This window comes from Arthrobacter sp. TMP15, assembly GCF_039529835.1.
Lineage (GTDB): Bacteria > Actinomycetota > Actinomycetes > Actinomycetales > Micrococcaceae > Specibacter.
In genome coordinates this window covers 3,342,448-3,363,621 of sequence record NZ_CP154262.1, presented here as the reverse complement: position 1 = coordinate 3,363,621, position 21,174 = coordinate 3,342,448, and the positions used below count along the sequence as shown (strand labels likewise).

Sequence of the window (21,174 nt, the reverse complement as noted above, 5' to 3'; positions counted from 1 at the left end):
GTGAAAATTGTTTCTGCGGAAATTTTTGTTACGAGTCCTAGTCGGAATTTTGTCACGTTGAAGCTGACTACTGATGAAGGTGTCGTGGGGATTGGTGATGCGACTTTGAATGGACGTGAGTTGGCTGTTGCTGCGTATTTGAGGGAGCATGTGGCGCAGCTGCTTGTGGGGCGGGATCCGCATCGTATTGAGGATACGTGGCAGTTTATTTACCGGAGTTCGTATTGGCGTCGTGGTCCTGTAACGATGGCGGCTATTGCGGCTGTTGATATGGCTTTGTGGGACATCAAGGGCAAGATTGCAGGGTTGCCGGTGTATCAGTTATTGGGTGGGGCCTCCCGGAACGGGTTACGTGCCTACGGGCATGCTTCTGGTGCTGATCTGCCGCAGCTTTTTGATTCGGTGCGTGAGCATTTGGAGTTGGGGTATAAGTCCATCCGCATTCAAAGTGCGGTCCCGGGCATCAAGGCCGTTTATGGTGTTGCTGGGCAGGCTCAGGCGTCGGGGGAGCGTTACGATTACGAGCCTGCTGGGCGAGGCGCGTATCCGCAGGAAGAGGACTGGGATACTCGGGCTTATTTGCGGCATATACCCACAGTTTTTGAAGCGGTTCGGAATGAATTTGGCCCGGAGATCCCGTTGCTGCATGACGGTCATCATCGGATGACCCCGATTCAGGCTGCGAAGTTGGGGAAGTCTTTGGAGCCATACGATTTGTATTGGCTTGAGGATTGCACTCCGGCGGAGAACCAGGAGGCGTTGCGTCTGGTTCGTTCACACACGACGACACCGTTGGCGATTGGGGAAGTATTTAACACAATTTACGACTTTCAGGCCATTATCAAGGAGCAGCTCATCGATTATGTTCGGGCGGCTTCAACACATTTTGGTGGTATTTCGCCGTTGAAGAAGGTGATGGATTACGCCGCACAATATCAGATTAGGTCTGGTTTTCATGGTCCTACGGATATCTCTCCGGTGGGGTTTGCTGCGCAGTTGCATGTAGGTTTGGCTATCCATAATTATGGTATTCAGGAATATATGCAGCACTCTGATGCCACTAACGAAGTTTTTGAGCAGTCCATGACGTTCAAGGATGGATATCTGCACCCTGGAGATGCCCCTGGTATAGGTGTGGGATTTAACGAGGAAGCTGCTGCGGCTTTCCCCTATCAACAGGCTTACCTGCCCTACAACCGCCTCGTTGACGGCACGGTTCACGACTGGTGAACTCTCAGTAGCGCCCGGACCGGCCAACTCAAGGCTTGTCGTGGCGTTCAAGATCGGTGGGGCTGCGATCTAGAATGGATGTCATGACTTCCACTCTTGCCGCCGACCGTGCCCGCCTACTAGAACTTGTTAAGGAGCTGGCCGTTGTTCGTGGCAAGGTGATTCTCTCCTCAGGAAAAGAAGCCGAGTACTACATCGATCTGCGCCGCATCACCCTCCACCACGAGGCTTCCCGCCTGGCTGGCCGGGTCATGTTGGCCATGTTGGACGACGCCGGAATTGAGTTTGAGACTGCCGGCGGCTTGACCATGGGTGCAGACCCAGTCGGCACCGCGCTAATGCACGCCGGCGGTGATGCTGGCCGCAACATTGACGCTTTCGTGGTCCGAAAAACCCAGAAATCCTACGGTATGGGCCGTCAGGTTGAAGGCCCGGAGGTTAGCGGGCGCAAGGTGGTGGTGCTGGAGGATACCTCTACTACCGGTGGTTCGGCGTTGACAGCTGTTGAGGGCGTGCGCAAAGCAGGCGGTAATATTCAGGCGGTTGCCGTCATAGTTGACCGCGATACTGGCGCCAAGGAGCGCATCGAAGCCGAAGCTAACATCCCGTACCTGTTCATCTTTGGCAAGGACGAGCTCGGCCTGGACTAAGGACCCAACCTCCCTGAGGTTTCGGAGCAGATTCAAGCCCGGCCGTCATGAAATTTGTAACCCTTTGAAAGGGCTGTCTTGTCGAAATTGTATTTCCGTCACGGTGCCATGAATTCAGGCAAGTCCACGGGCTTGTTGCAGGCCGCGTTTAACTACGAGGAGCGTGGCCAGCGGGTCCTCCTGGCTAAACCAGGTGTGGACACCAAAGGTGAGAACTCGATTGTTTCGCGTTTGGGTGTCAGCCGTGAAGTTGATTTCGTCATTCCCCCTGGCGCTGATGCGCGGGAGTTATTTGCTGAGAGGGTCATTGGGGACGATCCTGATGCCCTCCTCAAACACGTGGAGCTGGCGCCGGTTGCTTGCCTGCTGATCGATGAAGCCCAATTCCTGGACCCCGCCCAGGTTGATGATTTGTTTCGGATCGCAGTGCTGGACAGAGTGCCCGTGCTGGCCTATGGACTCCGCACGGACTTCCGCACCCGCGCATTTCCGGGAGCGGCCAGGCTCTTGGAAATTGCGCACTCACTGGAAGAGCTGAAAACCATTTGTCGTTGCGGGCGCAAGGCTATGTTCAACACCCGTCGTGTTGGCGGGGAGATAGTGTTCGACGGCGAACAGGTCGCCATTGAAGGTTCTGAGGTTTGGTACGAATCACTTTGCGGCACCTGTTATTTGCAGGAGTCTGGCGGGCAGCTGGGGTCCTGACCATCCGCCCCGGCAGTTATCAGCCGGCTGCTATGTCGAAGCCGTCAGGATTCTCTGGAAGAGGACGCAGTCCTGCCACCGGCCAGCAATTTTCAAGTACGCAGGGGCCACGCCGTACTGGCTAAAACCATTCTTCTCCAGGACCTTTCGCGAGGCAACGTTATGGGGCAAGGTCTCCGCCTGTAGCCTGTGCAGACCGAGTTGGGTCCTTGCGAATTCTACGGCTTCGGCTACAGCCGCTGTGGCCAGGCCTAAGCCGTTTTCATTCTCGCTCACCCAGCAGCCCAGAACAGCCGATTCAAAGGCGCCGCGGACAATGCCGTTGATAGTCAGCCGCCCTGCAACAGCCCCCGCAGAGTTGAGAATGACCATAGGGACCATGGTTCCGGCGCTGTAGGCATCCAGCGCTATGCGGGTGATGTCGGTTTGTTTCTCAACAGTGAAGAAATCATCACCGCGCAGTGGATCCCACGGGCACAAGAATTCCCGATTTCTGCCCAGAAGCTCTGTGAGCTGTGCCGTGTCAGTTGGTTCCAGCAACCTGGTGATAGCGCCCGTGATGCACTTCCTTATCTCATTGTGCTGGTGACCAGCTTAACGCCAAAGTGGTGCCGGATCCGGCTGGTTATCAGCTGGAGCCGGCACCACTTTTTCACTTAGTGTCCGGCTGGGCTCAAACCAACTGAACGTCGGCGTAGAAAAAAGCCGCCAGTCAGCAATGCCATAGCTATTAATATCCATAACGTTACCGAAGCGCCGGTAACAGCGAGCGGATTGGAACCGCTGCTGATACCGGGTGCAGCGCCGTTGTCCTTGTCGCCAGGAACAATAACGCCGGCACCTTCTGAAGGATCTTTTGTGTTTGGTGCTGTTGGGCGTGGGGTTTCGCTTGTTGTGGGTGCTGTTGTGGGTGCTGTTGTGGGACTCGGCGTTGGTGTTGGTAAAGTCGCTGCCGGATCGAGCTGAAGCGCATTGCTGACGGTGAAGAAAACATCAGTCTGATCGGTGAATCCAATGACGCGGACTGAGCCGGGACCGTAACCTGCAATGCGCACCTGCGATCCGGTGTGGCCCTGTGACTTACCTTCCTCAGCGGTGCCGTAGCTCATCGTCATGGTCTCCCCGTCAAGGGTGGTCAGACTGCGAGTCAGGCCGGGAGTGTTTTTTCCTGCCGCAATGATCTGGCTGGTGTGTGCGTGATCGGCGGTGACAATGACCATGGTGTTGCCATCGGCCACGGCAAAGTCCATTGCAGTTTTGACGGATTCATCTAAATCAAGGGTTTCGCCAATCTGACCGCAGGGGTTCGCGGCATGGTTCTGCTTGTCAATACTGCCACTTTCAACCTGCAAGAAAAAGCCCTTTTTGCCGTCTTTCAACAGCTCGATGGACTTGGCTGTCATGTCCTTGAGCGTGGGGAGGTTGGCTGTGCGAGCAGGGTTGTCGGTGCAGGAGACAGGAGCCTCGGCACCTCCGGTGTGAGTGGCCAAGGGGCCCTCCCACCGGACGGGCATGTTGCCTGGGGTGAACAGACCCAGTACGGGTGCATCAGTAGATGCGGAATTAATGCCGTTCATTCCGGCTAAATCGGTTACTACGTTAAAGCCGCGCTCGCCGGCCTGCTCAAGCAAGCTCTTGCCGGCATATGTACCGCCCTTGGCTTCTTCGTCGAACGATTCGGAGCCGCCACCCATGCTGACGTCGGGGCGTGTCTGGAGCAGTTGCTCCGAGATGGACCCTTTGCCGCCGTTTTCCAAGGCGTTTTCGGGGCATTTTTTGCTGGTGGCTTCAGGGCCGAAGCAACTGCGGCTGGTGACGTTTGCTACCTGAACTGCTGGGGTTGCATCTTGAATTGCTGTGGTGGTGATGTTCCCGGTCTTCAAACCGTTATCCTTGGCGATCTGCAACAGTGTCTTTTGTGCAGCGCCATTGACATCGACTGAAATGGCACCGTTATAGGACTTTGTGCCAGTAGCCCACGCGGTGCCTGTGGCGGCTGAGTCTGGTACGTAGTTGGGTGCGCCCGTTTCCTTGTTCAGGGAATAGGTGGTGTACTGCCCGGTCAACGGCAAGGCGTCGATGCCGGGAAAAGTACCAGCAGCTCCGTGGATGTAGTTACGGGCAGCAGTGATTTCAGAGTCGCCCATGCCGTCGCCGATGATCAGGATGACATTCTTGGCGGAGCCTTCAGCCAGTGACTTCTGCAGATTTTCGACGTGGTTCTCTTGTACGCGGGTGGCTCCTCCGTGACTTGTGATGTCACCGTCCGGAGCTGCACTGGCAGGGGCAGTAGAACTCAAGGCCAGGATGGCCAATGTTGCGCAAGCAAGCACTATCTGCGCGGTTCCGCGACGTGTAACGGACTTACGTTTCTGGTGAAGCACTGTGTTTTGTCCCTTCAAAAAGATGCACTTTTTCATGCCGTCTGTCTTTAGATTTGCGCAATAAATTCTCCGTGATCAAAAAAGACAAACGTTTTCGAAGGCATGGACTATGGGCAGAGCGGAGATGAACAAATAGTGTTCCACTGGGGTGTAGACGTTTCTGCGCACGCAGCCGATGGGCTATTGTCCCCATCGCCGGGCTACTTTGCCGCCGCTACGATCAGTGGAGGAAGTTGCCAGTCCGTTCGGCTTATATTTATTAAGGAATTTCCTACATGTCAGTTCAGCCACCGGGGCCGCTGTTCCCCGCACCGAAAAAGAAATCTGTGCTTCCTTGGGTGCTTGCTGGCAGCATCGTTCCAATACCCCCAAGGGTGGGTGCGAACGGGCGAGAACGTCACCGTCATCAAGGAAGATGGCAGCAAACCCGCAGAACGGTTCAATGCCATCAACCGAGACAAGGACGCTACGGCTCTGTTGGTGTATGAGGCAGGTGCAAAACCCCGACAAGTGCTCACACAGCGCCAAATCCACGACGCCATAGATACGGGCATCCAAAAACAGGTGGATGCCACCCAAGAGGACCTGGTTTATTTTCGGTCCACCTCAGGTTTTGGTTGTGTTGCAGACTTCAATTACACGCACAAGCCCACCCTCGTGGAACGTGATGGCATGTACGGATACAGCTATGGCTACACCTGCGAGACCTACAAGGGCGCCGTCACTGGTGAGTACTTTGTCGCTTTTGACGATGCGGGTATCTCGCACAGGATGACAGTTGAGGCACTGCAAACGGAATGGGAACGCAACAAGGAGGCACTGAGCGCCATCATCGACTCGCTCAAACCGGCACTCTAAAGAACCTCAGTAAGCTGGCTGCTTACAGGTGGTCTAGAAGATCGGCTACGGAGTTCATTGTCTGGTCCGGACGGAACGGGTAGGCGTCAATATCCTCGGGTGCTGTGATGCCGGTGAACACCAGAACCGTGTGGAGCCCGGCTTCCATGCCCGCGATGATATCGGTATCCATGCGGTCTCCGATCATTGCAGTGGTCTCTGAGTGTGCCTGGATCCGGTTCATGGCAGAACGGAACATCATCGGATTTGGCTTGCCCACAACGTAGGGCTCCCGACCAGTGGCCTTGGTGATCAACGCGGCGATTGCGCCCGTGGCCGGTAGTGGGCCTTCCGGGGAAGGTCCGGTTGCGTCCGGGTTGGTGGCAATGAACCGTGCGCCGTCAACTATGAGTCGGATGGCCTTGGTAATGGCCTCAAAGGAGTAAGTCCGGGTCTCACCCAACACCACGTAATCAGGTTTCTGATCCGTCAGGATGAAACCGGCCTCGTGCAACGCTGTGGTTAGCCCTGCTTCACCAATAACAAAAGCGCGTCCGTGCGGCATCTGGGACTTTAAGAACTGCGCTGTGGCTAGGGCAGAGGTCCATAGATTCTCCTCCGGAACCTCCAACCCGGAAGCTTTTAGCCTGGCAGCAAGATCGCGCGGGGTGTAAATGGAATTATTGGTTAGCACTAAAAAGCGTCGTGAAGTATCAACCCAGCGCTGGATGAGATCGGCAGCTCCGGGGACGGCCTTGTTTTCATGGACCAAAACGCCGTCCATGTCAGTGAGCCAGCATTCGATGTCGGCGGGCTGGCGATTGGATTGCGTAGTCATGGTTCTCCTTGAGTTGCTGCTTGAGGGTTCCAGTCTTGCAGAGAAATGTGCTGTTGCCGCGATATGTGGGCCGTGTGCGTAAAGTTGAGTGGTGAGTAAAACCGGTGAAAATTCTGCCCCTGACGCCTCTGATCCCTCCGCGGAGCCCGTGTATTTAGAACTGCACCATGAAGTGGGTGTTGGTCCCTGGGAAGGCGAGCTGCCACAGGGTGAGCATTGGGATCGGGAATTACTAGCTGATGGTGATCGCCGCAACGTACTGGATCAGTACCGGTATTGGAGTATGGATGCCATTGTTGCGGAACTGGACACCCGGCGTCATGACTTCCACGTCGCCATCGAGAATTGGCAACATGATATGAACATTGGCACTGTGGTGCGCACTGCCAACGCTTTCCTGGCTAAAGAAGTGCACATCATCGGACGACGGCGGTGGAACAAGCGCGGCGCCATGGTCACCGACCGCTACCAGCACGTCCGTCACCACCCCACCGTGGATGACTTCGTTACGTGGGCTCGGGGTGAGGGGTTGGCGATCATAGGGATCGACATCTTTCCCGACTCGGAAAAACTTGAAACGTACGAGTTGCCGCGCAACTGTGTGTTTGTGTTTGGCCAGGAAGGCCCGGGTCTCAGCGACGAGGTGCATGCGGCGGCGGAAACCACCCTGTCAATTGAACAATTCGGGTCCACCCGTTCAATCAACGCGGCATCAGCAGCCGGTATAGCCATGCATGCGTGGATCCGCCGGCACGTGTTCAACCAAACAGTTGGCTAAGCCAGCCCGCCGCCTTGGGTGAGCCGGTCCGGCGTCGTACATAAACAAGCCCACAGACGCAACCGCCGCTTCATGTTCTGCCAGACTGGTGGCGCACTGGCTAGGATGGGGGGAGTCATGCGGGAGCTGACCTGTTGTCAGCCTCTTTGAACCGTTCAGCCCAGAGGAGCTCTTAATGCCCATTGCAACACCGGATAAGTATGCCGAAATGATCGACCGCGCCAAGGCTGGCGGCTTCGCCTACCCAGCGGTCAACGTGACATCCTCGCAGACTCTCAACGCAACTCTGCAGGGCTTTGCCGACGCCGGAACTGACGGCATCATCCAGGTTTCCACCGGTGGTGGCGCCTACTGGTCCGGTGCCGGGGTCAAAGACATGGTGGCCGGCTCGCTGGGCTTTGCAGCGTTCGCCCGCGAAGTTGCCAAGAATTACCCCATCAACGTGGCACTGCACACCGACCATTGCCCCAAGGATAAACTGGACGGCTTTGTGCTGCCACTGTTGGCAGCCTCTGAGGCTGAAGTCAAGGCTGGCCGTGACCCCATCTTCAACTCACACATGTGGGATGGCTCAGCGGAGACGCTTGAAGAAAACCTCCGCATTGGCCGCGAACTGCTGGCCCGTACGCACGCCGCCAAGATGATCCTGGAAGTTGAAATCGGAGCTGTGGGTGGCGAAGAAGACGGCGTTGAAAATGCTATCAACGACAAGCTCTACTCCACCATCGAAGACGGACTGGCCACCATTGACGCGCTGGGTTCCGGCGAGCACGGCCGCTACATTACAGCACTGACCTTCGGCAACGTGCACGGCGTGTACAAGGCTGGCAACGTCAAACTGCGCCCCGAAATTCTCAAGGAAATCCAGGCCGCTGTGGGTGCCAAAATCGGCAAGGAAAACCCGTTCGACCTGGTGTTCCACGGCGGTTCAGGTTCCTCTGAGCAGGAAATCTCCGATGCTGTCTCCTACGGCGTTATCAAAATGAACATCGACACCGACACCCAGTACGCCTACACGCGTCCCGTAGTTGATCACATGTTCACCAACTACAACGGCGTCTTGAAGATTGATGGTGACGTTGGCAATAAAAAGACTTACGATCCCCGCGTCTGGGGTGCAGCGGCCGAAAAGGGCTTGGCAGCACGCGTTGTTGAGGCTGCTACACAGCTCGGCTCCGCAGGAAAGACGAACAAATAAATGAGCGATGATTTCCGCCGGAACCTACTTGGCCCGGAGCCCACACTGCTCCCGGTCGAGGTTGATGTCCAGACTCGTTTGGATGCGGGGGATGAGGCGGTTGATTTAGCTGCTGCGAACCCCACGTCCTCGCTTTTGTGGGCCATCTTGGCTGATGAGGCGTATGCCGAAGGCCGCACCATTGAGTCCTACGCCTATGCGCGCACCGGCTACCACCGCGGCCTGGATTCACTGCGCCGCAACGGTTGGCGTGGAACCGGCCCGGTCCCGTATGAGCATGAAGGCAACCGTGGATTTCTGCGGGCGCTCTATGCGTTGGGCCGTGCAGCTGGTGCAATCGGAGAAGCGGATGAAGCTGCCCGGATTGCAACGCTCCTCAACGACTCCGATTCGGCCGCCCGGGTCGCGATCGAGGCTGCGCTGTAGCGTCCGTTCCATAAAAGCCGCCGTTTGCGGATTAGGCCACCCTGCGACGGGTGGCCTAATCCGCAAACGGCGGCTTTTTCGGTGTGCGGGAAGAAATTAGTTCCGGATCATGCTCAATTTCCACAGTTCCGGACCGTCTTCTACATAATTGACGGTGAATTTCCCTGCTGAACGCTGCTCCAGCTGGGCCAGTAGCGGGAGCGGGTTGTGGTTGGCTACGAGCAGGATGCCCCGACCGGTGGTGAGGCCTTCCAACGCGCCGAAGATGGTGGCATGGCGGATAGCGTGGGGGATGACGCGGGTATCCAGTTCCGACAGGCCCGGCTCGTCGTGACCTCCGCAGGCGCAGCCGCCCGACGCCGGAACTTGGCTTTCGGTGGCAGCCGCGGCTGTGCGGGCGGGAAGGATCGCGGAGAGTGTGAGCGCACCGTTTTGTGCAAGCGCCGGCAGGATAAGCTCGCTGGCCATTTCCACGAAGATGCCCATAGCTTCTTGGAGACGGCCGCTTGCGTGAACCATCGTCACGCCGGATTCCTGAACCTCAAGTTCCTTCGTTGCGGCCACCAGCCTGGTGCTGTGGGTGGCGGCCAGTGAGGCCATTATTTTGAAGGAATCGTCGGTGTGCTTAGCATTTTGAAAGGCGTCTGCGAAGGCAGCAGCCAGCGGAAGCAGCTCCTTTTCGGCGAAGTCCACCAGTGCTCCCTGGTCCGCTTCTACCAGTTCACCACCGGCGGGATTCGTTGCGGACCTAACAAGGTTACTGCCCAGGGTGTGCACCGTTCCAGCGGCTTCAGCCAGGCGGGTACGGGCATCTTCTAGGGACGCAGCTTCTGTAGAAGAGGAAGCGAGAACAAGGTTATTCACGGTCAAAACCTTTCATGACGACACGAATTTATTGCGAATGGCGATTCTCCGACTATATTACTACAATTAATTCCGTGGAAAATAATAGTCTTGTACCGGCGTCATACGGGCCCAAACCTGGTGGGCCGGATGCTGTCGCACCCATGTCAAAGGCGCGTGCTGGCGTGCTTGGGCGACTGCGCAAAATTGAGGGCACGCTCAGCGTGGAACAACTTTCTTTGAAAACGGGGCAACATGCCAACACCGTTAGAGAACATCTCGAAGCCCTTGTAGATGGCGGCTATGCCACCAAAACTGCCGCACCCAGAGAGGGTAGAGGCAGGCCGGCATGGCTGTATAGTCCTGCCGCCGCTGACCCTGTGGGGTATGCGGGACTTGCTGCGGCCCTGGCGCAGCACTTGGCACTGACCAGTGAGGACCCTGCCGCGGAAGGCGAAGCCGCCGGACGTGCTTGGGCGCGGGCCATGCCAGCTTTTGGACCGGGGCCCGTATCCGGAGTTGCTAGTGCAAAAGCCACCAGTAGCAAGGTGGTGGCGGCACTTGAACAAGCAGGGTTTGGTGTGCAGAAAAACCGTAATGGCCGGGAACTTACTCTAACCCGCTGTCCCATCATTGAGGCTGCGCGCGAGAACCCGGAAGTGGTGTGTGCCGTTCACTTGGGGCTTGTCAAAGAGCTAGTGGTGGGCAGTGGGCTGTCAGAGGATCAAATCATGCTTGAGCCTTTTGCCGGACCCGGGATCTGTTCCCTGCAGATGCCTGAAGATGCTGTGGACACTAATGCAACCACCGAAGCGTCCCTGGAATTCTCATGAGCACCACCAAGCCTGCTGGCATGGAACCAGTTCAAGCCGAGCCGGGCACCACGCCCAGCGCACGCAACAAAGCCAGCGCTGCCCGTCCAAACATGCTGCGCCGGCCAGTCTTCCGCATGCTATTTCTACTTCCAGCTGGCGCGGCACTGCTCATTGGTCTCAACGCTGGCTTGCAGTTATTGGGAGCGGACGCGCCACTGAAAATAGATCGCTTCCCGCAAGTTCACGGCATGCTGCTGGTCCTGAGCTTTGTGGGAACAGTCATTGCGCTGGAGCGGTCGGTGGCCCTGAATAAAGCGTGGGGCTATGCCGCCCCGGCTCTGCTTGGTATTGCGGGGCTGTTGCTGATTTCACCGATTGAGTTGTGGATCGGGAAGGTGGTTCTCCTAGCCGGAACCATGGTCATGACGCTTGTCTACATTCCGCTTTGGCGCCGCCAGTATGACAACGTTGTGCTCATCCAAATCCTTGGCGCCGTGGCCGCCGTAGCCGCTGCGGCGCTGTGGCTGCGAGTGCCCGGCATCATGCACCTGCTGCCGTTCTTAATCACGTATGTGGTGCTGACCATTGCCGGGGAACGGTTGGAACTGGCCCGAATCGGCATCGCCAGCCCCCGTGCCGAGCCGCTCCTGCTCGCTGGCGCTTTTGCTCTTCTTGCCGCCACCACCGCAACTCTGCTGTGGCCGGCTGCCGGGTACCCGCTTTACGGCGTATTGCTGCTTGCCCTCGTAGGCTGGCTGACGGGATACGACGCCGCCCGTAAAACCATCCGTTCCCAAGGCCTGCCGCGCTACATTGCCGCGTGTCTGCTGGCAGGCTACCTCTGGTTAGCGGTTGCCGGGGTGGTACTTGCCCTGCATGACGGGCCACTGACCGGAGCCGCCTATGACGTTGCCGTGCATTCAGTGTTCCTTGGTTTCACCATCTCCATGATTATGGCGCACGCACCTGTCATCCTGCCTGCTGTGCTGCGCAAACCGCTGCCTTACACCTCGGGATTCTGGCTTCCTGCGGGACTTTTGCATATTTCCTTGGCGCTGCGTCTGGGATTGGGCGACGGCGCTGGGCTCAACGGCGCGTGGGTCACCGGTGGCGTCCTGAACGTCATATCAATCCTGCTGTTCGCCGTCATGGCGATTTGGCAGGCCACCCATGCGCAGAAGGCAGCAGCGTGAACATCGGCTCCGCACCAACCCCAGACCCCGCCGCCAACAAGAGCGCCAACAAGTCAGCTGCCGGTAGGACCCCCATGAATCGGGCATCCTGGCATCTGCGTGCCAACGCCCCGGCTGTCTTCTGGCTGTTAGCCCTAGTGGTGGTGGTGTTATTTCACCGCAATATTGCCGTTTCTGGCTGGCTTATGGTGCATCTGTTGCTGCTGGGGGCGATCACAAACTCCATCCTTGTGTGGAGCTGGCACTTCGCCCAGGCGCTGTTGCGTGGACCGAACCCGGGCAACCGGGGCATGGCGGCGCGCCTGATCGGGTTGAACGTTGCTGTGGCACTTGTGGTGGTGTCGATGGTCCTGAACGTGTGGATTTTCACGCTCGTGGGCAGCATTGGAGTGGGGCTGGCCGTTGCCGCCCACGCGGTGGTTCTGGGGTTGCGTGCCAGAAAGGCGCTGCCCTCCAGGTTTGGGCCTACTGTCTGGTACTACGTAGCCGCGTGCCTGCTGCTGCCGGTGGGTGCCGGGGTGGGTGCTGCGCTCGCATCCGGCATCAGCGGTGAAGCGCATGTGCGTCTATTGCTGGTTCACCTGGTTGTGAACGTGTTGGGCTTTGTGGGGCTAACCGTTCTGGGCACCCTCATGACGCTGCTGCCCACCATGCTGCGCACAAGAGTGGCCGACGGCGCCGAAGCAGTTGCCCGTCATGGCGCGGTTCCGCTGTTGGCCGGCGTGCTGCTCACGGCTGCCGGGGCAGCGGCAGGGGTAGTGTTCCTGTGTTCATTGGGCCTTGCCGTCTACTTAGGTGGGGTTGTGTATATTTGCGTACCTCTTGCGAAAGCGGTGCGAGTGAAACGGCCCGTAAACTTTGCCCCCTTGTCCGCCATCTCCGCCCTGCTTTGGCTGCTGGTTTCACTGGTATGGCTGCTTTTTCTCTCGTTGACATCCGGAGGCTGGGAGGCGTTGCACCGGGGGATCGAGTCCGTGGTCCCGGTTCTCGCCGCCGGATTCGTGGCCCAAGTGTTGGCAGCGGCGCTGACGTACCTGGTACCCGTCGTTTTAGGTGGCGGCCCTGCCAGGCTCAAGCACCGCACGGCAATTTTGGACAAGGCCGGCTGGTTCCGCGTGGTGCTTGCCAATGCCGCGCTGGTGGTGTCGCTGCTTCCGGTGCCCAGCTTGGTGCGCGTAGGGACCACGTTTCTGGTGTTTGGCGCCCTGGTCTGGTTCCTGCCGCTGCTGGGCATGGCGTTATTTAGCAAGGCCCCCGCTGTAGCGAAAGCACAGCCGGAGAAAGCGGCCGCGGGGTTTGACCCAACCCCACGCAAAAGGATAGGCCAAGGCGCAACCGCACTGGCCGTCGTCGTGCTTGTCATGGTGGCAGGAATTGTGGCTGATCCGCAGGCCATGCCAGGATTTGCCTCCGCAGTCCAGGAGCCTGCCGTAACGGCCACGGGCCAAACCACCACGGTGGAGATGACGATGAAGAACATGCGCTTCCATCCGGACAAGGTTGAGGTGCCGGTGGGGAACAAACTGGTCATTAATCTTGTCAACGAAGACAACATGGTGCACGATCTCATTACGGCCGCCGGCACCGAGTCCGGGCGGCTGTACCCGGGGGATAAAACCACAATCGACGCGGGTGTAATTGGGGCCGATGTAGCCGGCTGGTGCAGTGTGGCCGGGCACAAGCAGCAGGGCATGGTGTTTAGCATCGTGGCCACGGGTGGAAGCGGTGCGCCGCCTATTACCCCTGGCGAGAACGCGCCAGGCGGGGGTATGCCTGGTATGCCTGGTATGGATCATGGCGGGGAATCCGGCGACCCAGCTGCCTTTGATTTCATGAAGGAACCTGCCGCGGGCTTCACCGCGCACGACGCCGTGTTGGCGCCACTGCCGTCCGGAACGGTGCATGAGCTGGCCATCAAGGTCACCGAGGAGGAGCGTGAAGTAGCCTCCGGAGTCATGCAAAAGCTGTGGTTATTCAACGGCACCGCCCCGGGCCCAACACTGCGCGGAAAGGTGGGCGATACTTTCAAAATAACGCTCACAAACGACGGTTCCATGGGCCACTCGATCGACTTCCATGCCGGCGCATTGGCCCCCGATCAACCCATGCGCACCATCAACCCGGGGGAGTCACTAACGTACAATTTCACGGCGACCCGCGCCGGAATCTGGCTGTACCACTGCAGTACCATGCCGATGAGCCTGCACATCGCCAATGGCATGTTTGGTGCCGTGATCATCGAGCCACCAAACCTTGCCACAGTGGATAAGGAATACGTGCTCATCCAGTCGGAGATCTACGCCGGAGCCCAAGCGGGGGTGGCGGACTTGGCAAAGATACAGGCTGAAAAACCTGATGCTGTTGTGTTCAACGGCTACGCAAACCAGTACAAGTTCAGGCCATTGCCGGCCAAGGTGGGCGAGCGGGTGCGGATCTGGGTGCTCGACGCCGGGCCCAACCGTGCAACGTCCTTCCACGTGGTGGGAGGCCAGTTTGATACGGTCTGGAGCGAGGGCCGGTATTTGATTGACGGCTCCGACCCGACCGCCGGCGCGCAGGTTCTGCCGCTGGCCCCGGCTCAGGGCGGCTTTGTTGAACTAGCCTTCCCCGAGGCCGGAAACTACCCATTTGTTTCGCACAGTATGATCGACGCCGAGCGCGGAGCCATTGGGGTGTTCAAGGTCCAAAAGTGACGCCTGGATTCTGACGTGCCGTGAGGACACCGCCAGAAGACTCACTCCACACAAGTGCCGAGCGCCTCACAATGGGTGCCTGGTCCAGGCTGTTGACCCACTGGGCTTCGTTCAGGTCTAAGTGAAGGTCGGCGATGATCGTGGGCAAGGAAACGCCAAGAATAGTGCCGTCAATAACGATCATGGACAGCCCAGCCGCCAAGACGCCCAGGCCAGCCCATTTATTGTGTGCGGTTCCCACCGGCGAACCGCTTGTATCGCTGCCGCTGTGTGCTCGGCCCGTGTGCTTTTACAGGCACCTATTGACGGTCATGAACAGGCGAGACTAGCTTGGAAGCAGCCGGTATTATCCGCTCTTCGGAATTTCTACACTGTTTTGTGTTTTGGCGCACGTCCGCCCACCCGTCTTTTCACTCCCCCGTTTAGTGCCCACCAAGGAGATCCAACAATGCCGTTGTACGAGTTCCGTTGTCCCGAAGGCAAGGCGTTTGAAGCGTCATTTTCCATGAGTGAAGCACCCGAGGTGCTGCCGTGTCCCGACTGCGGGGGAGCGTCCCGGCGCCGCATCAGCGCACCGAAACTCTCCATTGCGGGTTCGGCGGAGTTCAAGCTCATCGATGCTAGTAAACGCAGTGCTCACGAGCCGGAAGTGGTCTCCAGCCGCCTGCCATCAACGAACAAACCAGGTGGTACCCGGTATACAAACAACCCGCTGCACCAAAAGCTCCCACGGCCCTAAGCCGCGAAGAGAAGAAGTGATTCCACGAAGAGTTCGTTAGGAGAAATCTAATGCCTGAAGTGTTATTCCCTCTCGATTCAACCAAGAAATTCGAAGATCAACAGAAGCTCGGACACAATAGGTGGCACCCGGAAATTCCTCCCGTGGCAGTGGTTAAGCCCGGAGACGTTTTCCGGGTGGACTGCCGGGAATGGTTTGACGGGGCTATTGTCAATGACGACTCAGCCCAGGATATTCTCAATGCACCATTGTTGACGGTGCATAAACTCTCCGGTCCTTTCGGTATTGAAGGAGCTAAACCCGGGGATTTGCTGGTTGTTGACATTCTCGATGTGGGGCCGATTCCGCAGGAAGATTCGGGGCCGTTGGCCGGACAGGGCTGGGGCTACACAGGCATCTTCTCCAAAAATAATGGAGGTAGTTTCCTTGTTGATCAATTCCCCGATGCCTACAAAGCAATTTGGGACTTTACCGGACAAGTCGCCACCTCCCGGCACGTCCCGGAGGTCCGCTTCGAAGGGTTGATTCACCCTGGCCTGATGGGGACAGCACCCTCTGCCCAGCTGCTGGCTAAATGGAACAAGCGCGAAGGAGATTTGATTGCTACCGACCCGCACCGTATGCCACCGCTGGCGCTACCTCCGGAAGCGGAGCATGCAGTTCTTGGCGGGCTGCCCCGCGATCAATGGGCTCGTGTAGGCGGTGAGGGGGCAAGGACTGCCCCGCCGCGTGAAAATGGCGGAAACCAGGACATCAAGAACCTCTCCAAGGGGTCCAGGATCTTCTACCCAGTATTCGTGGACGGTGCCAATTTCTCGGTTGGAGACCTGCACTTCTCCCAGGGAGATGGCGAGATCACCTTCTGTGGTGCTATTGAAATGGGTGGCTTTGTCGACCTTCGGGTGGACATCATCAAGGGTGGCATGGACACATACGGTGTCAGCGAAAACGCTATCTTCATGCCCGGCCGGGTAGAGCCGGCGTTCAGCGAGTGGCTGGCGTTCTCCGGCACCTCCGTCACCCTTGACGGGGAACAGAGATACCTCGATTCGCACCTGTCGTACCAACGGGCATGCCTGCACGCCATCGATTATCTGGCCAAATTCGGCTACGCACCCGAGCAGTCATACCTACTGTTGGGCGCCGCACCCATCGAGGGCCGGCTTTCCGGGGTGGTGGATATTCCAAACTCGTGCTCCACGGTGTACCTACCCACCGCGATGTTTGATTTCGACGTGCGGCCATCCGCTGCAGGGCCCTATCAGATCAATCCGGGCATGGGCGCACCACGGGCGGCCAATGCCGGGTAGTAGTGGTGTGCGCATAACAAGATGAGCGGCTGCTACTTGTGAATGGTGGGCCAGGTACCCTACCTGGCCCACCAACCCCTCCATTGCGATTCAGGCCTGTGGTGTTCCCCTGACGCAGTGTGGAAAACAGTGTGGAACATCAGTGTGGATGACGCGCGCCGCGGCGGTATCCTGGGCTCAATGTGCACCTCCGTGGTGGTTCCGGTAAACTTCTGAGGTAAGACCCCCTTGTTCGCTTGGTCAGGTAAGGCGCGCGCTACGCGCCCGCCGTTCCGCCAAGCGGTTTCCAAGGGGTATTTTCGTGACCGGACGGTGCACGGCAACAGCCGATTTCGCAGCGCCCGGCTCAACTTATGAGCAAGGGGGAGGGTCCCATGCCAGCAATCGTAATCGTAGGCGCCCAGTGGGGTGACGAAGGTAAAGGCAAGGCCACAGATCTTCTGGGTGGTTTGGTCGACTATGTTGTCAAGCCCAATGGCGGCAACAATGCAGGGCACACAGTAGTTGTAGGCGGTGAGAAGTATGAGCTCAAGCTCCTTCCGGCCGGTATTCTAAGCCCCAATGCAACACCCATCATCGGCAACGGTTGCGTGGTGAACCTTGAAGCCCTATTTGAAGAAATTGAGGGACTGGAAGCGCGCGGGGCGGACACCTCCAAGCTGCGCATTTCAGCCAACGCGCACCTCGTGGCCCCGTACCACCAGGTGTTGGATAAGGTCACGGAACGCTTCCTTGGCAGCCGCGCCATAGGCACAACGGGTCGCGGCATCGGGCCGGCCTACATGGACAAGGTGGCTCGTCTGGGGATCCGCGTTCAAGACCTCTTTGACGAATCGATTTTGCGGCAAAAAGTGGAAGGCTCACTTAAGCAAAAGAATGAACTTCTTGTGAAGGTCTACAACCGCCGCGACGTTGAAGTGGAGGAAGTGGTTGAGTACTTCCTGAGTTTCGCGCAGCGTGTACGTCCTATGGTTATCGACGCAACTTATGTGTTGAATGAGGCGTTGGACCGTGGCGAAGTTGTGCTCATGGAGGGTGGCCAGGCAACCTTCTTGGATGTTGATCATGGCACCTACCCGTTCGTGACCTCATCCAACCCCACAGCGGGAGGGGCAAGCGTTGGCTCAGGCATTGGCCCCACCCGCATCACGCGCGCTGTAGGTATTATCAAGGCCTACACAACGCGGGTTGGCGCCGGCCCGTTCCCCACCGAACTGTTCGATGACATGGGCATCTACCTGCAGAAGACTGGCGGAGAGTTTGGCGTCAATACCGGGCGCCCCCGCCGCTGCGGCTGGTATGACGCCCTCCTTGCCCGCCACGCGTCTCGTGTGAACGGCTTCACCGATTACTTCGTCACCAAGCTGGACGTGCTCACAGGAATCGAACAGATTCCTGTCTGCGTTGCCTATGACGTTGATGGTGTGCGACATAACGAAATGCCCATGACGCAGACTGAGTTTCACCACGCCAAGCCCATTTACGAGTACTTCCCCGGTTGGACCGAGGACATCAGCACGGCTCGGACCATGGAAGACTTGCCGGAAAACGCGCGCAGCTACATCCTGGCGCTTGAAGGCATGTCTGGTACCCGGATCTCTGCCATTGGCGTAGGGCCGGATCGGGATCAGACGATTGTCCGGCACGACCTGATCAACGATAAGTAGCCGGTGCCTAAAGAGGGTTGCCCCTAGCTGTACCGAACGCCGGGAAAGGACGACGTGCGGAACTAAAGTTCCGCACGTCGTCCTTTCCTTTTTTGCTGTGGTGAAGGATGCAGGGCCGCGGCAGCGGAATCTCGGGCTAGGCTGGTTGGATCAGAAATCCACCGAAAGGACGCATGGCCATGAAAGTCAGTGTTGGACAGTTCAACCCAGGTCCCGATGTCACGGCAAACCTGGATACCATGCGCCGTCTTTCGACAACGGCGGCACAAGAAGGCAGCAAACTCATCCTGTTCCCGGAGGAGGCAATGTTCTCCGTTGGCCGGGTAGTAGGTGATTTTGTGGCTGCAGTTGATGCGAATTGGAGCACATTTGTGCAGGGCCTGTCCATGGTTGCTGCCGAGGTGGGGATCGCCATCATTGCCGGTGGGTATGAATCAAGCGGCGAAAACCGTCCGTACAACACTGTTGTTGCTGTTGGGGATGACGGTGAGATCCTGGGCACCTACCGGAAACTGCACCTGTACGATGCCTTTTCTTACCAGGAATCCACCCGAATCAAGCCTAGCGACAGGGGCATGACGACGGTTGACGTTGGCGGTTTCAAGGTGGGCATCATGACCTGCTACGACATCCGATTCCCGGAACTCGCGCGCGCGCTGGCCGTCTCAGGAGCGGACCTGATCTGTGTCTCGGCTGCCTGGTTCAAGGGCGAACACAAAATCGAGCATTGGGAGACTCTCCTTAAAGCTCGTGCCATCGAAAATACGTGCTGGGTGGCGGCTGCCGGAACATCCAGCAAGCACTGCATCGGGCACTCGGTGATTCTTGACCCTATGGGGATCCCGGCCGACTTCCTCAATGACGAAGATGAAGGCGTAGCGACTACCGATGTTACCCACAGGCGTATTGAAGAAGTTCGAGAGTTCCTGCCCGTATTACTCAACCGCCGATTTGAAAGTAATTCAGTGGTGGTCCCTGCCAGCTGAAACTCGCCGTTGACGCCAGCGACCAGCTGTCATTAGTGTCAAGAGTACGAGCAGGAGGCAATCATGAATGACGAGAAGATTTGGGCAGTGCTGGAAGTGATGTATCCAGGGGCACTTGAAGATGTGCCGTTGGATGGGCAATGGCTCAAGCCACCTTTTGCCGATGATGCATCCGGGCGTGCAATCGTTTGCAACGACGAGGATTTCCAGTTCGTGGTTGTCGATCGCAGCAGCACCGCCCTGATGTATGTCTGTGAAGATGAAGAGACTCTCATCGCCTCTTCTTTGGAAACCTTTCCGGCCATTGTGGCGGCGTGGGCTTCCATTGACAGGGACACTGTTGGGCCGGAAGATGATGAGGACTTCTCCGAGGTAAAAAAATCCTTCCACACCCAATTGCTGGCCCTTGATCCTGGTGCAGCGGCACCCAATGAGTTCTGGGCGGCTTACACGGAAGAGCTCACCAGCACCGATTACGTGGACATTGATGACCTGCCTGAAGAGGACGAAGAGCAAGAAACCGACTCCGGGGACAACGACCGGCCCGGCACGGGTGAATCATTCGTTGACGCCTAAATAAAGAAGCGAAATATTGTTCCTAACCGCGACCGTCACGAACGGACTGAGGCGACCACTGCGGTTACGCTTCAGATATGGCACACATCAATGACCCGGAGCTGATCCGTACACTTATGACCACCCCGGGGCGCTGGGCCGTGGTGGGACTTTCCAATAATCCTCAGCGTGCTGCTTTCGAGGTGGCCCGCTTTCTGCAGCGGGACCTTGGCCAGGAGATTATTCCCGTGAGCTTAAAGGGTGATGACGTCCATGGTGCACAGGGCTATAAAACACTCGCCGCAGTGCCAGGGAGCATTGATGTGGTTGATTGCTTTGTGAATTCTTCCCGAGTGGGGGAGGTTGTGGATCAGGCTATAGCCGTGGGTGCCAAAGCGGTTTGGCTTCAGCTGGGTGTGGCTGATGAGGCTGCCGCCGCGCGGGCAACCGCAGCCGGACTAGGCGTGGTTATGGACACCTGTCCCAAAATTGAAGCCGGACCCCTGGGGCTTTAACCTCAAAGTCCACTCCCGTCATGCATCTTTGCAGGCAGTACCCCCACGCGCCCATACCCAGCCCGAAAAGAAGACATGCCACGTCATCTTCACCAATCCCGCCGCCTCAACCGCGTGATCGGTTCCCTGAGTATTGCCTTCGTCCTGTTTCTGGCCGCAGTGGGCGTTTGGTACGTGCTGCCGCCCATCGAAAACGGGATGGTCCCTGTACTGACCAAAATTCCGACAGCACAGAAGGTGGTGTTTCTGACCCTTGATGATGGAGCTGTGAGGCGGGACTCGGATCTGTTGCTGCTTGAAGAGGAACGCATCAAAGCGTCGCTGTTTTTGGCACAGACTTTCATTGCCTCGGACCCGACTTTTTACCAGAAGTATATGGCGGGCGGACACCTGGTTGAGAACCACAGCATGAGCCACAATTTGGGATTCATCAACTTGAGCTACGAACAGCAGAAGGCTGAAATCTGTGGCATGGCCGACTTTGCGGAAAAACAGTACGGCCGGCGTCCGGTTTTCTTCCGGCCACCCGGGGGACCCTACACTCAGGCAACACGACAAGCAGCAGCTGCGTGCGGCATGAAAGCGATCGTGGACTGGGAAAGCAAGGCAAATGCGGGGGGAATGGATTATCAAGTGGGAGCGGCGCTGCGACCGGGTGAGATTGTGCTGATGCATTTCCGCCCAGAGTTCCCTGCTGACCTGGCTGCTTTTGTGAAAGCACAGAAGGCGGCAGGTCTGAAGGTTGTGCTGCTGGAGGACTATTTGGGTGTGAAGTAACTTTCCGCCCCGTAGCCCGGAAGTGGACGAGCGGT

Annotated in this window: 22 protein-coding genes; 17 read left to right on the top strand and 5 right to left on the bottom strand. The window is 57.8% G+C overall.

What is annotated here, in order from left to right:
- From manD to AAFM46_RS15190, 3 genes are all read left to right on the top strand, one after another.
- Positions 1-1,230, top strand: a complete 1,230-nt coding sequence (gene manD / locus AAFM46_RS15200; protein ID WP_343318653.1) for a D-mannonate dehydratase ManD — start codon at positions 1-3, stop codon at positions 1,228-1,230.
- An 83-nt stretch (positions 1,231-1,313) separates the two neighbouring features.
- Complete coding sequence (gene pyrE, locus AAFM46_RS15195) at positions 1,314-1,880, top strand: orotate phosphoribosyltransferase (RefSeq protein ID WP_343318651.1); 567 nt, start codon at positions 1,314-1,316, stop codon at positions 1,878-1,880.
- 78 nt (positions 1,881-1,958) lie between these two features.
- On the top strand, positions 1,959-2,585 hold the full coding sequence (locus tag AAFM46_RS15190; RefSeq protein WP_283529166.1) for a thymidine kinase: 627 nt from the start codon (positions 1,959-1,961) through the stop codon (positions 2,583-2,585).
- A 30-nt stretch (positions 2,586-2,615) separates the two neighbouring features.
- Here the strand turns inward: AAFM46_RS15190 and AAFM46_RS15185 are convergent, their stop codons facing one another.
- Together AAFM46_RS15185 and phoA are read right to left on the bottom strand one after the other, a co-directional pair.
- Positions 2,616-3,125, bottom strand: a complete 510-nt coding sequence (locus AAFM46_RS15185) for a GNAT family N-acetyltransferase (protein ID WP_283529167.1) — start codon at positions 3,123-3,125, stop codon at positions 2,616-2,618.
- 116 nt (positions 3,126-3,241) lie between these two features.
- Entirely contained in the window at positions 3,242-5,005 is a 1,764-nt protein-coding gene (gene phoA, locus AAFM46_RS15180) for an alkaline phosphatase (RefSeq protein ID WP_343318648.1), read from the bottom strand.
- Between the two features lie 342 nt (positions 5,006-5,347).
- On the opposite strand from phoA, the gene AAFM46_RS15175 reads away from it, so the two are divergent.
- A complete protein-coding gene (locus AAFM46_RS15175; protein ID WP_343318647.1) occupies positions 5,348-5,827 on the top strand; it encodes a hypothetical protein in 480 nt (159 codons plus the stop codon).
- 22 nt (positions 5,828-5,849) lie between these two features.
- Here the strand turns inward: AAFM46_RS15175 and AAFM46_RS15170 are convergent, their stop codons facing one another.
- Positions 5,850-6,644, bottom strand: a complete 795-nt coding sequence (locus tag AAFM46_RS15170) for an HAD-IIA family hydrolase (RefSeq protein WP_283529172.1) — start codon at positions 6,642-6,644, stop codon at positions 5,850-5,852.
- A 148-nt stretch (positions 6,645-6,792) separates the two neighbouring features.
- On the opposite strand from AAFM46_RS15170, the gene AAFM46_RS15165 reads away from it, so the two are divergent.
- From AAFM46_RS15165 to AAFM46_RS15155, 3 genes are all read left to right on the top strand, one after another.
- On the top strand, positions 6,793-7,422 hold the full coding sequence (locus AAFM46_RS15165) for an RNA methyltransferase (RefSeq protein ID WP_283530120.1): 630 nt from the start codon (positions 6,793-6,795) through the stop codon (positions 7,420-7,422).
- Positions 7,423-7,597: 175 nt separating this feature from the next.
- Positions 7,598-8,620 (top strand): class II fructose-bisphosphate aldolase, encoded by a 1,023-nt coding sequence (fbaA, locus tag AAFM46_RS15160; RefSeq protein ID WP_283529174.1) that lies wholly within the window; start codon positions 7,598-7,600, stop codon positions 8,618-8,620.
- Positions 8,621-9,046: a DUF3151 domain-containing protein gene (locus AAFM46_RS15155; RefSeq protein ID WP_343318645.1), complete on the top strand. Its 426-nt coding sequence runs from the start codon at positions 8,621-8,623 to the stop codon at positions 9,044-9,046. It abuts the gene before it with no gap.
- A gap of 96 nt (positions 9,047-9,142) precedes the next feature.
- Here the strand turns inward: AAFM46_RS15155 and AAFM46_RS15150 are convergent, their stop codons facing one another.
- The gene (locus tag AAFM46_RS15150; RefSeq protein WP_343318643.1) at positions 9,143-9,910 is read right to left on the bottom strand and encodes a DUF2249 domain-containing protein; all 768 of its coding nucleotides are present in this window, start codon (positions 9,908-9,910) and stop codon (positions 9,143-9,145) included.
- A gap of 74 nt (positions 9,911-9,984) precedes the next feature.
- Here AAFM46_RS15150 and AAFM46_RS15145 point away from each other — a divergent pair, with 74 nt between their 5' ends.
- The 3 genes from AAFM46_RS15145 to AAFM46_RS15135 are packed head-to-tail and all read left to right on the top strand — an operon-like array spanning position 9,985 to position 14,590.
- Complete coding sequence (locus AAFM46_RS15145) at positions 9,985-10,722, top strand: hypothetical protein (RefSeq protein ID WP_283529178.1); 738 nt, start codon at positions 9,985-9,987, stop codon at positions 10,720-10,722.
- Positions 10,719-11,897 (top strand): hypothetical protein, encoded by a 1,179-nt coding sequence (locus tag AAFM46_RS15140; RefSeq protein WP_283529180.1) that lies wholly within the window; start codon positions 10,719-10,721, stop codon positions 11,895-11,897. Before AAFM46_RS15145 ends, AAFM46_RS15140 begins: the two co-directional genes overlap by 4 nt.
- Entirely contained in the window at positions 11,894-14,590 is a 2,697-nt protein-coding gene (locus AAFM46_RS15135; RefSeq protein ID WP_343318641.1) for a multicopper oxidase domain-containing protein, read from the top strand. Before AAFM46_RS15140 ends, AAFM46_RS15135 begins: the two co-directional genes overlap by 4 nt.
- Here the strand turns inward: AAFM46_RS15135 and AAFM46_RS15130 are convergent.
- Positions 14,574-14,831 carry a hypothetical protein gene (locus tag AAFM46_RS15130; RefSeq protein WP_283530142.1) on the bottom strand — a complete coding sequence of 86 codons (258 nt, stop codon included), beginning with the start codon at positions 14,829-14,831 and terminating at the stop codon, positions 14,574-14,576. The two genes, AAFM46_RS15135 and AAFM46_RS15130, sit on opposite strands and share 17 nt — an antisense overlap.
- Before the next feature lie 207 nt (positions 14,832-15,038).
- On the opposite strand from AAFM46_RS15130, the gene AAFM46_RS15125 reads away from it, so the two are divergent.
- The 7 genes from AAFM46_RS15125 to AAFM46_RS15095 all read left to right on the top strand — a co-directional run bounded on the left by AAFM46_RS15125 (position 15,039) and on the right by AAFM46_RS15095 (position 21,139).
- Positions 15,039-15,329, top strand: coding sequence for a zinc ribbon domain-containing protein (locus tag AAFM46_RS15125; RefSeq protein ID WP_283529184.1), 291 nt, complete (start codon positions 15,039-15,041; stop codon positions 15,327-15,329).
- A gap of 50 nt (positions 15,330-15,379) precedes the next feature.
- Complete coding sequence (gene fmdA, locus AAFM46_RS15120) at positions 15,380-16,639, top strand: formamidase (protein ID WP_283529187.1); 1,260 nt, start codon at positions 15,380-15,382, stop codon at positions 16,637-16,639.
- A gap of 374 nt (positions 16,640-17,013) precedes the next feature.
- Positions 17,014-18,306: an adenylosuccinate synthase gene (locus AAFM46_RS15115; protein WP_343318638.1), complete on the top strand. Its 1,293-nt coding sequence runs from the start codon at positions 17,014-17,016 to the stop codon at positions 18,304-18,306.
- Between the two features lie 179 nt (positions 18,307-18,485).
- Positions 18,486-19,292, top strand: a complete 807-nt coding sequence (locus AAFM46_RS15110) for a carbon-nitrogen hydrolase family protein (RefSeq protein ID WP_283529191.1) — start codon at positions 18,486-18,488, stop codon at positions 19,290-19,292.
- 63 nt (positions 19,293-19,355) lie between these two features.
- Entirely contained in the window at positions 19,356-19,868 is a 513-nt protein-coding gene (locus tag AAFM46_RS15105; RefSeq protein WP_283529193.1) for an SUKH-4 family immunity protein, read from the top strand.
- 77 nt (positions 19,869-19,945) lie between these two features.
- Complete coding sequence (locus tag AAFM46_RS15100) at positions 19,946-20,362, top strand: CoA-binding protein (protein WP_343318636.1); 417 nt, start codon at positions 19,946-19,948, stop codon at positions 20,360-20,362.
- A 75-nt stretch (positions 20,363-20,437) separates the two neighbouring features.
- Entirely contained in the window at positions 20,438-21,139 is a 702-nt protein-coding gene (locus AAFM46_RS15095) for a polysaccharide deacetylase family protein (RefSeq protein ID WP_343318635.1), read from the top strand.
- The last annotated feature ends 35 nt before the right edge of the window (positions 21,140-21,174 follow it).

Coding starts and splice junctions, on each gene's coding strand:
- fmdA (WP_283529187.1), top strand. CDS start 15,380: ATGCCTGAAGTGTTATTCCCTCTCGATTCAACCAAGAAATTCGAAGAT.
- AAFM46_RS15110 (WP_283529191.1), top strand. CDS start 18,486: ATGAAAGTCAGTGTTGGACAGTTCAACCCAGGTCCCGATGTCACGGCA.
- AAFM46_RS15140 (WP_283529180.1), top strand. CDS start 10,719: ATGAGCACCACCAAGCCTGCTGGCATGGAACCAGTTCAAGCCGAGCCG.
- AAFM46_RS15105 (WP_283529193.1), top strand. CDS start 19,356: ATGAATGACGAGAAGATTTGGGCAGTGCTGGAAGTGATGTATCCAGGG.
- fbaA (WP_283529174.1), top strand. CDS start 7,598: ATGCCCATTGCAACACCGGATAAGTATGCCGAAATGATCGACCGCGCC.
- AAFM46_RS15100 (WP_343318636.1), top strand. CDS start 19,946: ATGGCACACATCAATGACCCGGAGCTGATCCGTACACTTATGACCACC.
- AAFM46_RS15125 (WP_283529184.1), top strand. CDS start 15,039: ATGCCGTTGTACGAGTTCCGTTGTCCCGAAGGCAAGGCGTTTGAAGCG.
- AAFM46_RS15115 (WP_343318638.1), top strand. CDS start 17,014: ATGCCAGCAATCGTAATCGTAGGCGCCCAGTGGGGTGACGAAGGTAAA.
- phoA (WP_343318648.1), bottom strand. CDS start 5,005: ATGAAAAAGTGCATCTTTTTGAAGGGACAAAACACAGTGCTTCACCAG.
- AAFM46_RS15170 (WP_283529172.1), bottom strand. CDS start 6,644: ATGACTACGCAATCCAATCGCCAGCCCGCCGACATCGAATGCTGGCTC.
- AAFM46_RS15095 (WP_343318635.1), top strand. CDS start 20,438: ATGCCACGTCATCTTCACCAATCCCGCCGCCTCAACCGCGTGATCGGT.
- pyrE (WP_343318651.1), top strand. CDS start 1,314: ATGACTTCCACTCTTGCCGCCGACCGTGCCCGCCTACTAGAACTTGTT.
- AAFM46_RS15155 (WP_343318645.1), top strand. CDS start 8,621: ATGAGCGATGATTTCCGCCGGAACCTACTTGGCCCGGAGCCCACACTG.